Raw genomic sequence first — 12,528 nt, forward strand, 5'->3', positions numbered from 1 at the left:
ACCCTCTCCTTCTTTTATTGAAGGTATATTTGGATAATTGTATCACCTATTCACACATTACGTCAATACACGCCGCAGTCCCTTGGGATAATAATTCTTAAGCATGCCATCCGACAGTTTGCCCCATCCCAACGAATACCCGTCTACAGTAACCAGTACCCATCCCTTCCCGTCAAACCCCGTAAGGGTAAAACCTTCAAGATATTGTATTACTTCTTTTGAGTCACTTGAAAAGTCTACAGTTTGCACTACAGACTCCTTTTTAGAGGCCATAGCCAGCGCATGCCCAGGCACAAATCTCCCCTTCTTGATAGTGCCCAGCCTCAAGCCAGGACGCAATACTTTAAGCCCGCTCAAATCCGGTAGAGAGGGAGGTATCCAGTACAATTGGTCCTTATGGACATAAAGGGGCCCCTCTATAAACTCCTTCATATACTCCTTCATAAAACACTCATACTCTACAGGCAGCTTGCTTATTCCTTTACGCTTGTAGAAAAGTGGTAAAGTGGCGGCACCACCCTCTACCCTCTTTTCAAAAAGCGCCATAAAATGGCCCTCACCTTTTATCTTATGCGGCCAAAGCCGATAGGTCTTCACAAGCTCGGAACTTCCGTTTACCCATTCTGGAACCCCTCTATCAAACCACGTGAAGTGAACGTCATCAACCAGACAAAAATCGGGGTGCTCCTTTAAAAACCAGTCTACCACCCCCTCATTTTCTTCTGGAGAGAAGGTGCAGGTTGAATACACCATCCTCCCACCAGGGGCCAGCATCTGTGCAGCATGCTTTAATATGCTCTTTTGTCTGACGCTGATTCTATCAGGCAGAGTATAAGACCACACTGAGCACATGTCAGGGCGCTTTCTAAACATACCCTCGCCCGAACAAGGGACATCCACCAGTATACGGTCAAAATAGTTCTTGAAGACCGCGGCCAGCCTGCCCGACGTCTCCTGGGTGATGGCGACGTTTCTAACCCCTAACCTCTCCAAGTTTTCACCCAAAACGATGACACGCGAGGCATCAATCTCGTTGGATAGCAGGAAACCTTCTCCCTTGAGACGAGCAGCTATCTGAAATGATTTGCCGCCAGGCGCTGCACACAGGTCTAATACCTTGTGCCCCGGCTTTACTCCTAGAAGTTCGGCCGGAGCCATGGCGCTGGGCTCCTGAATGTAATACAGGCCGGCATAGTAATAAGGGTGCTTCCCCGGGCGGTCTTCATCACCGTAATAAAAACCGCCTTCAGCCCACGGAACGGGCTTTAAATCAAAAGGGGCGATGGACAAAAAATCCTCTATGGGTATTTTTAAAGTATTCACTCTTAAACCTTGGTAAGGTGACCCTTTAAAACAACTCATAAACCTAGAATACTCTGGCCCCAAAAGGCCTTTCATCTTGTCTACAAAAGCCTCAGGCAAATTGATCACTTTTCTCCACCATCTCCTTCAAATAAACCTGCAATGACTCCAAGCTGGTCTTTAGTAAAACCTTTGGCTTGAAGAGGTGCAATTACATCCCTCTCCCTGTTGGGGACATACGCCTTTATTATAGTACATTTTCCTCTAATCACATAATCCCCCAGACAGGCAGGTATGAGTATTGAATCCCCACCCTTAAAAGGCTGATTGCCCTGGCTGTACACTATCTCTCCCTGTCCCTCCACTGCCGTCAAAGTGAAGAATTTTGTCCCATCTCCTTTTTCATAAATAGAGCCTCTGCATTCAATTTTTTCAACAGCAAAGTAATCGCAGGCGATGTAGTATGTGCGCCTGCCGCCTTCTTCTTCAACCGACAAGCCAGTCAGCTTATCCCTTGTAAGCCTTCCACTAAAATCTATCACGTCCAGCGCTTTGTCTACATGGAGTTCTCTGGGCTTACCGTCATCCCCCAGCCGGTTCCAGTCATACACCCTGTAAGTAGTATCGGAATTCTGCTGAATCTCGCATATCAAAATCCCCGGCCCTATAGCGTGCACTACTCCAGCCGGTATGTACAACACATCCCCTGCCTTAACTTCAATGCTCCTTAGATATTTCTCCAGCTTTCCCTCCATTACAGCCTGCTCAAATTCCTCTCGACTGGTCCCAGGCACAAGACCGTAAATCAACTGAGCACCGGGCTGTGCATGAATTATATACCACATCTCAGTTTTACCCGGCTGTCCACCTTCGTGCAAAGCCGCATATTTATCATCAGGATGTACCTGAACGGATAAGAACTCTGTTGCATCGAGAAGCTTTATAAGCAAAGGGAATTTACCCCCAAACCTCTTTTGTACCTCTTGCCCCAATAGTTGACTTCCATAAGAATCGATCAGCTGTCTCAATGTCTGCCCTTTTAAAGGGCCATTGGCCACCACGCTGGTACCATTCGGATGACATGCCACGTCCCAACTCTCCCCTATTTTCACGGATGGGAGTTTTCTGCTATATTTTTTCTGAAGGGTATTACCTCCCCATATTTTTTCCTTCAAGATAGGTTCAAAAAGCAATGGATACCACATATAACGGGTTCCTCCTCTAGCACTGTTCTCCATCTATTGCACTTGCCTGAAAAATTTTGCTGAGCAAGCCACCTTTTTTATTATAACGATTTATCCCCAAAAATTGAAGAACATTGTTTAAAACAAAAAACTTCCGGTTAACTCCGGAAGAACAGAAGCCTCAAATGCAAATATTAAGTTTCTCCTGGTCGCCCAAGCGGTTTTCAGTTCACCATTTCATCCGACGGAATTTCAGTCCCGTTTTGAGCCGACGGTGCGCCTCCATTATTCACACCGCTGTCCGCAGGCTGTTCATCCGGTTTTAGCGTCTCCCCTGGACTCCCTGCCTCCGGGGCAACCTCTTCAGGAGGTTTTGGAGGGCCTACCCTCTTCTTGCCCACAATCCTAGGATAATTGCTATACGCCTCTTTGACCCGTTTAACCTCTTTCCCATCTTTATAATACACCCTATATGTCTGCACTTTTATGCCAGGCCTGGACTCATATTCGATAACCTCCTCGCCAGGCTTTAATGTATTATCCTGCACCACCTTTTCTGGCGGTTTATCGGTTTGTTCCAATATCACCGAAATCAGCTCTATCTTATCATAGGCGGTAGGCGCTTTACCATACACTTCAACATACAGCCTTCCATTACTGATATACCTGTTAAAAAACACCGGTGTATCCTTGTTGTTCCTAATTTTGAGGTCAAGTGTAGGGTAGTTCACTGTTGCGTCCTGTCCCACCTCTGTATAAGCAGAAGGCCATGAGTGATGCCACCGCTCCAATATCTCCAAGTCAGCACGCACTGCGGCACCGTATAATGTGGTAGAGGTCTGGCAATTGCCACCTCCCGGCTCATCTACTAGTTTTCTGCCCTCTTTTATGACAGGAGCATCTAGATACCCGTGCGCTTTGTCTCGCGGCCCCGTTGCTTCATTAAATGAAAATACCTCTCCCGGGTCCAATCGAAGCCCATCAAAACTCTTAGAAGAAAGGGTTATATTGTGAATCCGCTCAGGAGTCCCGCTTAATTTAGTGGAATAAACGGCAATCCTGCTGGTCCAGGTTTTAACCTCATCCAGAGTATATCTAGGATAAAGAGTTTGTACTGGTATCTCATAGGGTGTAAAATCCTTGGCATCCACTTTGGCCTTTATATCGGCCATGGCCTGTTCAATCAACATGCCCTTCCCTATGACTTCTTTGGTAAAAGTAAACTTCTGTTTGCTATCGGGATGAAACTCGATTTGCGCATCCACAGGTTGGATATTTATCTGCCTAGCAATTGCCTCGAGCTCATTCTTAAGAAGTGAAACGTCATACGTCAAAACAGTAGTAAACTGCCGCCCTTTTTTGCCTACTTCATATATTTCCATTAGCCTCTCAAATATGTTACCCACTCGCCCCACCCGATAGGCTTCCTCCACAACGTCTTCTATGTTGAAGCTTGCACCAATATTCTGGTAATTGTACTCCCATTCGTATTTGCCATGCCTCAGCGTCAGCTTTATGGCATCCAGCTCTGGTTGCCTAAGCTTACGGATAGCTTCCAAACCCTCTTCAAATGTTAGCCCTTGCATAGGTAAACCATCAACCGTGACCCCTGGATAAAAGTGATTACTATTTAGAATGTTATAAGCATAAGCCCCTGCCCCTAAAATGGCCAAAAAAGCGAGAGTAAAAACAATCATAACCCTCGCTTTGTATATAACGCTTTTTTTCTTCTTTTGTGCAGCTTTTCTCCCAACCGCTTCTCTCTCAGACTGAGTTGTGGATTGCATTTAAACCTTAACCTCCACTCATTATACTATCCGCTCATTTAAAATCTTGAACTTACAACAGCCAAACGTACAATTACTATAGTAAAATAACTGCTTCAAGAAGTAAATATATTATGCCATAAAATAATAAAAGCTTAACACTCTGAAGCAAAACCGTAAAACTTTTTAAAACTTTCGTAATAGTTTTGCTTCAAAACGTCAAGCCTCACTGTTATACAGCCTCAATGTTCATGGTAAGCTCGACAAGTTTCCCTCCAGCTTTTACCTTGTCGATAAGCTCACCGGTCACTATATCCCCTTCAGCAGCCAGCAATTCTCCCGCCTCACTCACTATCTTCTTAGTCACCCTCTTGCCAAGGAGAAATCGCCTCTGCTTTTGTTCAAACAAAGATGAACCTTCCATATGGTGCTCGACATCTTTCTTAGCATCTTCAGCAGGGGCAGCAGCTTGGTAATCCCTACCTTCGTGAACAATCACTCTACTGACATTATCGCTCACAACCAGCAACTCTGTACCATAAGTGATAACTTGGGAGGCATCCAATTCAAAACTACCTCCATCCTCCCCGCTTAACTTGCATTTTACAATATTGCCGTCTTCCTCATTAAAGTAATATTCTTTTACAACACCAATGTATTCGCCCTCTTGTGTATAAACCCTGCAATTGATAAACCCTATCCCTTGTCTTATTAAATCCTGCGCTTCTTTAACCAGCGAAAAAGGCAAAATATTTTCTCTGCTCTCCGTGACAATAGCGTGACGCCCTATTCCCACCACTCTGTCTAAAGGTAACAGCTTAGCCCCTAAATACCACTCTTCATCTTCAATTATTATATACCGTACTTTTCCTTCATGGCAATTTACTAGCAATTCTCTAACTTTCCCGCACTCAATCCCTTCCCTTATGCATATCACCGGCAACCCTTTAACATCTTGCCTAGCCTTCATACCACCAACTCCAATTACGCCATCAACATTTTATCACTTCATTCATGACTCCACCGCATTGATCCTATAACACAGTATATAAAGGCTGTCGCTTAAATGAACGTTCTCAACTATAACATCATCTGGCAAAACGACGTCAACAGGGGCAAAATTCCAGATGTATTTTATGCCACAACTTACCAAAAGTTCAGCCACTTCCTGTGCCTTTTCCTTGGGAGTGCAAATAACCCCTATATCTATATGCTGATTTGCTACGAAGTTTCTCAAGTTATCCACATCATATATTTCAATACCACGAATAGACATGCCTATCAGGCGGGGATTTACATCAAACATGGCTTTAATAAAAAAACCCTCTTTCTCAAAGCCACTGTAATTTGCTAGAGCCTGACCCAAATTCCCGGCCCCTACCACTACCATGTTGTACTGTCTATCTAATCCCAGTATTTTTTTGAACTCTTCACACAGCTCCGACACATTATAGCCATACCCTTGTTGCCCGAACCCCCCAAAACAATTAAAATCCTGCCTGATTTGGGATGCTGTAAGCCCCATCTTCTGACCCAGCTCACTGGACGATACCCGTTGCACACCTTTTTTCTTAAGTTCTGTAAGGTATCTGTAGTATTTGGGCAATCTCCGTATAACCGCCTCAGAAACCCTACGCCTGTCTCTTTCCATATCAAACTCACCTCCTGAAAGGTTAAACACCGTTTAAGCCACGTCAATACCATTATTTCAAAATTGCTACTATCAATATCAGTGTAACAAATAATACAAACAAGTTCAATACAAAACTGCAAAAATAAAGCATTCCCGGCTTATCAGCTTAAATATCTAAAAGCCGAGAATGCTTTTTCGTCAACCCTTTTCTTCATGCTGCTCAGTAAGAGAGTGTAGGTTTAAAATGGCACGGGAAATATGTTCAGCCATAAGCCTTTCAGCTTCTGCTGCATTCCTTTCCATAATCGCCTCAAAAATGCTCCTGTGCTCATTGAGCGACTGATGGGCCCGTGTGGGTACCATTAAAGAACCTCGCCGTGCTCGCTCCACATATCTCAGCAGATTATCCAGTAGATGTTTCAACACTTTACTAGCACAGGCATCATATATTACGCCGTGAAAGCGCGTATCCAGCTGCGTGAGCTGGTCAAAATCGTTTTTCCTAGTATAATACTCCATAAGCTCTACAATCTCTTCCAATTCTTTAAGCGCCTGCTCATCTATGCGTTGTGCCGCCCACCGTGCCGCCAAACCCTCCAGCATGGAGCGTATGGTATATATATCATCCACATCCTGCTGCGAAACGCCACTTACTACCACTCCCTTATTGGGAATAGAAATCACTAAACCTTCCAGCTCTAACTGTCTTATGGCTTCGCGTATGGGAGTCCGGCTCACTCCCAGTTCCTCAGCCAGTTTTGTCTCAACCAGCGCATCGCCTGGCTTATAGCGGCCATTCAATATGGCATCACGAATATAGTTAAACACATACGAATGCAGAGAATACCTCTCAAGGGATTGCATTTTGGCAAATTTTTTCGATTTTGCCACTCTGCTCTCTTCAAAATCCTCCATAATACCTCACTCTCTCGCTTATTGTCCCGAATTCTTTCGGGTGTAATTGAGCAAACCTCCCGCCAGTATGACTTCTCTTAACCTAGGAGATAGATTCAATCCTACTTTTATATCTCTATTCTTTGTAAGGTTTTTTACGATGAGCACATTGCCCTGTCTTATCTGCTCCACGGCGTTTTCAATGACCAGCTTGTCATCCTGGTCAATTTCATCATAGTCCTTTTCATCCATAAACGTCAATGGCAGTATGCCTGAATTTATAAGGTTTGCCATGTGAATCCTGGCAAAGGATTTTGCTATCACGCCTTTTATGCCCAGATACAATGGCACCAAAGCCGCATGCTCTCTGCTGGACCCTTGACCATAATTATGCCCGGCCACCAGGAAACCGCCTCCTGCCTTCCTCGCGCGTTCAGGAAAATCCTTATCCACCAGAGTAAGGCAATAATCGGCAAGATAAGGGATGTTAGAGCGGTAGGGAAGCAGCTTTGCATTAGACGGCATAATGTGGTCGGTAGTAATATTGTCCTCCATTTTAAGGAGCACTATCCCTTCTACTCTGTCTGAAAGTTCTTTGTTAACAGGGAAGGGTTTAATGTTGGGCCCACGGACCACTTCTACATCTGTCCCTTCCGGAGCAGGAGGGATGATACAGTTATCGTTAATTTCAAAGGTTTCGGGCATTTCAACCTGGGGATATTCGCCTAGTGTACGCGGATCAGTCAGCACACCCGTCAAAGCAGTAGCCGCCGCCACCTCAGGGCTGGCCAAATACACCTTTGCACTGGGAGTGCCGCTGCGTCCATAGAAGTTGCGGTTGAAGGTTCGTACCGATACCGCATTAGTGGCCGGCGCCTGGCCCATGCCAATACACGGTCCGCAAGCACATTCGAGAATACGCGCCCCTGCCGCTATCAGGTCCGCCAGCGCACCATTGCGCGCCAGCATAGTATAAACCTGCTTGGAACCAGGAGATATTACCAGGCTTACGTCTGGATGCACAGTCTTGCCCTTCAATATCTTTGCTACCCGCATCAGGTCAAGATAAGAAGAATTGGTACAGCTTCCAATGGCAACCTGATCCACCTTGATAGGACCTACATTCCTTACCGTATCCACATTATCAGGGCTATGTGGCTGCGCCACCAAAGGCTCCAGCTTAGTCAAGTCAATTTCAATTTCCTCATCGTATTGGGCATCTGGGTCTGCCTCAAGAGGGATCCACTCATGCTCACGCCCTTGAGCCCTCATAAAAGCCCTGGTTACCTCATCGCTGGGAAAGATAGATGTGGTAGCACCCAGCTCTGCGCCCATGTTGGCGATGGTAGCCCTCTCGGGCACCGTCAACGTAGCAACCCCCTCGCCGGCGTATTCCATGACCTTGCCAACCCCGCCTTTGACGGTAAGCCTCCTTAAGAGCTCGAGGATGATGTCTTTTGCGCTCACCCATGGCTGAAGCTTCCCTTTGAGCACCACCCTGCACACCTTTGGCATAGTAAAATAGTAAGGCCCTCCTGCCATGGCAACTGCCACATCCAACCCGCCGGCACCAATGGCCAGCATGCCGATTCCACCTGCGGTAGGCGTATGGCTGTCAGAGCCTAGAAGCGTCCAACCGGGCCTCCCAAACCTTTCCAAATGTACCTGATGACAAATGCCGTTGCCCGGCCTGGAAAAGTATATACCATATTTAGCTGCAACCGTTTGGATATACTTGTGGTCATCGGCATTCTCAAAACCCGTTTGAAGAGTATTGTGATCTATATAAGCCACCGATTTTTTGGTTTTCACGCGCGGTACACCCATAGCCTCAAACTGGAGATAAGCCATGGTCCCTGTCGAATCCTGAGTCAAGGTCTGATCAATGGAAATGGCAATCTCCTCTCCCGGTATCATCTTGCCGGATACCAAATGGCTCTCTATAATCTTCTGCACTATATTTTTCCCCATTGACAATCCCCCTTTGACGTATTTAGAACCACATGCAACGGTTACAATAATTGTATACAATTATACAAGCCGTGTCAATGAATTTCTTGCGGACAAAGCCGTTTCTCCATTAATCGACAAGTCAAAAAGGGAAAAAAGTTTTATTTTGCCAATTTATATATTGTGGTATAATAAAACACAAATCGAAAATTCCAATAAAAGAAGGGGTGTATATATGGGAGTTCTAGAGCGGTTAAAACAAAAAGCCATGAAATTTGCAATAAAACAACCTTTTGCATTCGCAGCCATCCTTGCACTTATAGCCACAGTAATGGAAAAACTTGTTGTACCAAATATCAGCTTTCTCTCCATCATTTTTCTATTTTTATTAAAGCTGGCGATACTGGAACTTACAGCTTACATATTGATGAAATCAATACATTCAAAAGTAGAATCCATCAGCTACATAATGGACCGGATAAAAAATCGGGACCTGTCCTACACTGTAAACCTCTCAGAATTTGAAGACCTCCAAGCCGTATCAACCAGCTTCAACAACATGATAAGCGACCTAAAATCCATAATGTCCTCATTAAAAAACATCACCAGGCGTTTGGTGGACGCTGCTGAACTCTTAAATACCAACACCATTAAGGTTAACCAGGCTATAGACGATATCGCCGCCTCTATGAATGAGATAGCCCACGGAGCGTCCGAACAGGCTGCAGAGGCCGAAAGAGGTGTAAGCCTAATAACCCGGCTATCTGAACAAATCCAGTTGGTATATGAAAACACTAACAAAGTAGTAGAAGACTCTAATAAAATGCGAGAGTTGAATGAGCAGGGACTGGAAGCAGTCAAAACGCTTCGCCAGTCAAACGAGCAAAGCCAAACGGCTGCTGCCAAAGTATTGGAATTTATCAATTCATCAGCTGAAAAATCAAAGAGCATAGGAGAATTCGTCAGCACCATCAACAGCATTGCAGAACAAACCAATTTACTTGCCCTTAACGCAGCTATAGAAGCGGCAAGGGCAGGCGAAGCCGGCAGAGGGTTTGCAGTCGTCGCTGATGAGGTCAGAAAGCTGGCCGACGCCACCAAAAAGGCCACCGAACAGGTCGAGGAGATAATGACAAAAATCATAGAAGAAGCCGATAAAGCGTCAGGTATAATAGACTCGGTAAGGGCCGTCATGGAAAACCAAGTAAAAGCGGTGGACAATACATACCAAGCATTCCACGCCATCTCAAAGGGCATCGAAAATGTAATAAGCCGCATAAACAACATAAGCCAATCCATGGCAGCCATAGAAGAGGATAAAAACAAGGTGATCGAAGCCATACAGAACATCTCAGCGGTTTCACAGCAGGCTGCTGCCGCCAGCCAGCAAGTAGCAGCCAGCACCACTGAACAGAGAAACGTAATAGAACAGATAGCTTCCTACTCAAAAACCTTAAGTGAACTTTCCCTGGAGCTCAGAAAATATGTAGAGGCTTATAAAGTTTGAAATGAAAAACGTCCTAGCTTCATTGGTAAAAAGTCCAAGCTAGGACGCTTTATTTTAGTTTTAACCAATTCCCCAATCTCTGTCAATTCCCAAAAGAGCGCTTTATACCCTTTGAGCGATCCGGGTTCATGATCACAATCCTGTCTCCTTCCAGCTCAACCTTTACTCTGTTTTCGCCTGTCAACCCCAAGGCCTGCAGATATTCGTGAGGAAGCTGAAGCCGCCCTGCCCTATCAAGTACAGCCAGCTCTTCATGGGTATCTGCACCCACAGTCCCTATATCGTTGCTCAATTCAGCCAGCTCTTCAGCGTAGGACTTCCTCCGGATGAATTCACTACTGGTCCTGCCATCACGTATAGCTACCACCCTGTTTACCTTCCTAGCAATTTGTCTATCATGAGTAACTATTATTACGGTAACGCCCAGGACATCATTTATTTTCCTGAATACATCCAGTATTTGAGATGCCGTCCTGGTATCTACTGCTCCTGTAGGCTCATCGGCTAGAAGCAACTTGGGGTTATTGGCCAGGGCAATGGCAATGGCCACGCGTTGCTGTTCACCTCCAGACAGCTGTTCCAATTTGTAGTTTTTCCTGTGTGACAACCCTACCATATCAAGAAGTTCAAGCGCCCGCTCCCTCCTGGCCCTACCGGTTAACAGCATGGGAAGTTCTACGTTTTCCAGTGCAGTCAAATAAGGTATCAAATTCCGAGCATTGTTTTGCCATACAAAACCAACAGTCTCCCTCTTGTACTTGACCAGTTGTTTATCACTGAGCCTCAATAGATCCTTTCCGTCAACAAATACCTTACCCGCAGATGGACGATCCAATCCACCCAGTATGTTAAGAAGCGTAGATTTGCCGCTGCCGCTATTTCCGATGATGGCCATAAATTCGCCCTTCTCCACCATCAGGTCCAAACCTTGTAGCGCCACCACTTCGATGTCAGCCACTTTGTATATCTTAACTAAATTATCGCACACCACCATGTATTTTAATCCTTCATCGCTCATCCACAATCTCCCCATCCTCTAATGTAAACACCCGGTCAGCTATATCAACCATACTGGGGTCATGGGTGGTCATGACCACCGTCAACCCCTCCTTTTCGACCAGGTCTTTAAAAACCTTAACCACCTGCAATCCGGTGTGGGTGTCCAGTTCAGCGGTGGGCTCATCAGCAAACACCACACGTGGACGATGGGCAATAGCCCTAGCTATGGCCACGCGCTGCTGCTCTCCTCCAGACAGCTCGTGAGGCCTGTGGTGCATCCTCTTTTGAAGCCCTACAAAAGCAAGGCACTCCTCAGCCCTCTTCTTTCTCTCCTTAGGGTCATACCCAGCCACCCTTAAAGCAAACTCCACGTTTTCATAAGCCGACATCATAGAAATAAGCGCTATGGATTGAAATACAAACCCCATTTCCTTTTGCCGTATTAGATCCCTCTTAGATTCCGGAAGACCTGTGATCTCGTTGCCGTTAAAGTATATCTTGCCGCTATTGGGTTTATCTAATGCCCCCAGCAGATTTATAAGGGTGGTCTTACCAGAACCTGAACGGCCTCTTAAAATGGTCAAAGTGCCCGCTTCAATGGAAATGCTGACGTCCTTCAAGGCATACACCACTTCCCTGCCTGAAGGGAAATACCGCGTTACGCCTTCCGTCCTGATTATAACCGGTTTCACTCCAATCACAACCTTTTTTAAATGAACTTTTTATAAAATTTGGGAAAACACTTTTTACATGATTGCCTTACAAACGTCGTTCTTTATTTATATACGACGTCAACACCCGAAATTCCTTTTTTAAAATAAAACTTTATTTAAACAAAACACCTCTGGAAAAATATCAAGCCATTTATAAAAAAATTAAAATAATGCTTGAAACATAAAGACAAAAAGTTTATCCTCTATATATGTAGAGATAATAACGCTAATATCAGCTTTGGAGGTAAAGAGGTATGGCAATAACAAAAGAAATAATTGAATACATTGCAATGCTCGCTAGGCTGCAGCTTGATGAAAACGAAGAAGCTAACATGGTTTCGGACATAAGCAAGGTCATCTCTTATTTTGACAAGCTAAAAGAGCTGGATACATCTAATATTGACGCCATGGAATTTTTAAGCATGGAAGAGGATGTATTTGAAAATGCGTTACGTGACGACGTAGTAGGCCAGTCCTACGAGCGGGCACAGCTATTACATCCTGAAGAAGAGGAAGACTCAGAATACTTTACCGTCCCAAAGGTCGTTGAGTAATTCTTAAACCGTGTTTTAACGAAAAC

Annotated in this window: 11 protein-coding genes; 2 read left to right on the plus strand and 9 right to left on the minus strand. The window is 45.1% G+C overall.

The genetic code is table 11. The features are described 5' to 3' along the window. Positions 1 to 57: 57 nt before the first annotated feature. From JOD02_RS05950 to JOD02_RS05980, 7 genes are all read right to left on the minus strand, one after another. Positions 58 to 1,431, minus strand: a complete 1,374-nt coding sequence (locus tag JOD02_RS05950) for an RsmB/NOP family class I SAM-dependent RNA methyltransferase (protein WP_341534540.1) — start codon at positions 1,429 to 1,431, stop codon at positions 58 to 60. Then, complete coding sequence (locus tag JOD02_RS05955) at positions 1,428 to 2,540, minus strand: type I phosphomannose isomerase catalytic subunit (RefSeq protein WP_341534541.1); 1,113 nt, start codon at positions 2,538 to 2,540, stop codon at positions 1,428 to 1,430. Before JOD02_RS05955 ends, JOD02_RS05950 begins: the two co-directional genes overlap by 4 nt. 170 nt (positions 2,541 to 2,710) lie before the next feature. After that, positions 2,711 to 4,273, minus strand: coding sequence for a VanW family protein (locus tag JOD02_RS05960; protein WP_204487857.1), 1,563 nt, complete (start codon positions 4,271 to 4,273; stop codon positions 2,711 to 2,713). Between the two features lie 211 nt (positions 4,274 to 4,484). Further along, complete coding sequence (locus JOD02_RS05965; protein WP_204487859.1) at positions 4,485 to 5,222, minus strand: PRC-barrel domain-containing protein; 738 nt, start codon at positions 5,220 to 5,222, stop codon at positions 4,485 to 4,487. A 42-nt stretch (positions 5,223 to 5,264) separates the two neighbouring features. Then, positions 5,265 to 5,903, minus strand: a complete 639-nt coding sequence (locus tag JOD02_RS05970) for a redox-sensing transcriptional repressor Rex (protein WP_204487861.1) — start codon at positions 5,901 to 5,903, stop codon at positions 5,265 to 5,267. 180 nt (positions 5,904 to 6,083) lie between these two features. Beyond that, entirely contained in the window at positions 6,084 to 6,749 is a 666-nt protein-coding gene (locus JOD02_RS05975; RefSeq protein WP_204487961.1) for a GntR family transcriptional regulator, read from the minus strand. Positions 6,750 to 6,818: 69 nt separating this feature from the next. Continuing rightward, the gene (locus tag JOD02_RS05980) at positions 6,819 to 8,750 is read right to left on the minus strand and encodes an aconitate hydratase (RefSeq protein ID WP_204487863.1); all 1,932 of its coding nucleotides are present in this window, start codon (positions 8,748 to 8,750) and stop codon (positions 6,819 to 6,821) included. Between the two features lie 214 nt (positions 8,751 to 8,964). Between JOD02_RS05980 and JOD02_RS05985 the strand changes: the two genes are divergently transcribed. Further along, positions 8,965 to 10,236, plus strand: coding sequence for a methyl-accepting chemotaxis protein (locus tag JOD02_RS05985; RefSeq protein WP_204487865.1), 1,272 nt, complete (start codon positions 8,965 to 8,967; stop codon positions 10,234 to 10,236). A gap of 82 nt (positions 10,237 to 10,318) precedes the next feature. On the opposite strand, the gene JOD02_RS05990 is transcribed toward JOD02_RS05985, so the two are convergent. Both JOD02_RS05990 and JOD02_RS05995 read right to left on the minus strand, forming a co-directional pair. Then, the gene (locus JOD02_RS05990) at positions 10,319 to 11,230 is read right to left on the minus strand and encodes an ABC transporter ATP-binding protein (protein ID WP_394355750.1); all 912 of its coding nucleotides are present in this window, start codon (positions 11,228 to 11,230) and stop codon (positions 10,319 to 10,321) included. A 13-nt stretch (positions 11,231 to 11,243) separates the two neighbouring features. Next, positions 11,244 to 11,927: an ATP-binding cassette domain-containing protein gene (locus JOD02_RS05995; protein WP_204487868.1), complete on the minus strand. Its 684-nt coding sequence runs from the start codon at positions 11,925 to 11,927 to the stop codon at positions 11,244 to 11,246. A gap of 275 nt (positions 11,928 to 12,202) precedes the next feature. Here JOD02_RS05995 and gatC point away from each other — a divergent pair, with 275 nt between their 5' ends. Beyond that, entirely contained in the window at positions 12,203 to 12,502 is a 300-nt protein-coding gene (gatC, locus tag JOD02_RS06000) for an Asp-tRNA(Asn)/Glu-tRNA(Gln) amidotransferase subunit GatC (RefSeq protein ID WP_204487870.1), read from the plus strand. The last annotated feature ends 26 nt before the right edge of the window (positions 12,503 to 12,528 follow it).

It is taken from the genome of Caldicoprobacter guelmensis, from assembly GCF_016908415.1.
GTDB classification, from domain to species: Bacteria; Bacillota; Clostridia; order Caldicoprobacterales; family Caldicoprobacteraceae; genus Caldicoprobacter; species Caldicoprobacter guelmensis.

Excerpts from the sequence above, each read along its gene's own strand:
- JOD02_RS05970 (WP_204487861.1), bottom strand. The coding sequence starts at position 5,903 with ATGGAAAGAGACAGGCGTAGGGTTTCTGAGGCGGTTATACGGAGATTG.
- JOD02_RS05965 (WP_204487859.1), bottom strand. The coding sequence starts at position 5,222 with ATGAAGGCTAGGCAAGATGTTAAAGGGTTGCCGGTGATATGCATAAGG.
- JOD02_RS05960 (WP_204487857.1), bottom strand. The coding sequence starts at position 4,273 with ATGCAATCCACAACTCAGTCTGAGAGAGAAGCGGTTGGGAGAAAAGCT.
- JOD02_RS05980 (WP_204487863.1), bottom strand. The coding sequence starts at position 8,750 with ATGGGGAAAAATATAGTGCAGAAGATTATAGAGAGCCATTTGGTATCC.
- JOD02_RS05985 (WP_204487865.1), top strand. The coding sequence starts at position 8,965 with ATGGGAGTTCTAGAGCGGTTAAAACAAAAAGCCATGAAATTTGCAATA.
- JOD02_RS05990 (WP_394355750.1), bottom strand. The coding sequence starts at position 11,230 with ATGGTGGTGTGCGATAATTTAGTTAAGATATACAAAGTGGCTGACATC.
- gatC (WP_204487870.1), top strand. The coding sequence starts at position 12,203 with ATGGCAATAACAAAAGAAATAATTGAATACATTGCAATGCTCGCTAGG.
- JOD02_RS05975 (WP_204487961.1), bottom strand. The coding sequence starts at position 6,749 with ATGCAATCCCTTGAGAGGTATTCTCTGCATTCGTATGTGTTTAACTAT.
- JOD02_RS05955 (WP_341534541.1), bottom strand. The coding sequence starts at position 2,540 with ATGGAGAACAGTGCTAGAGGAGGAACCCGTTATATGTGGTATCCATTG.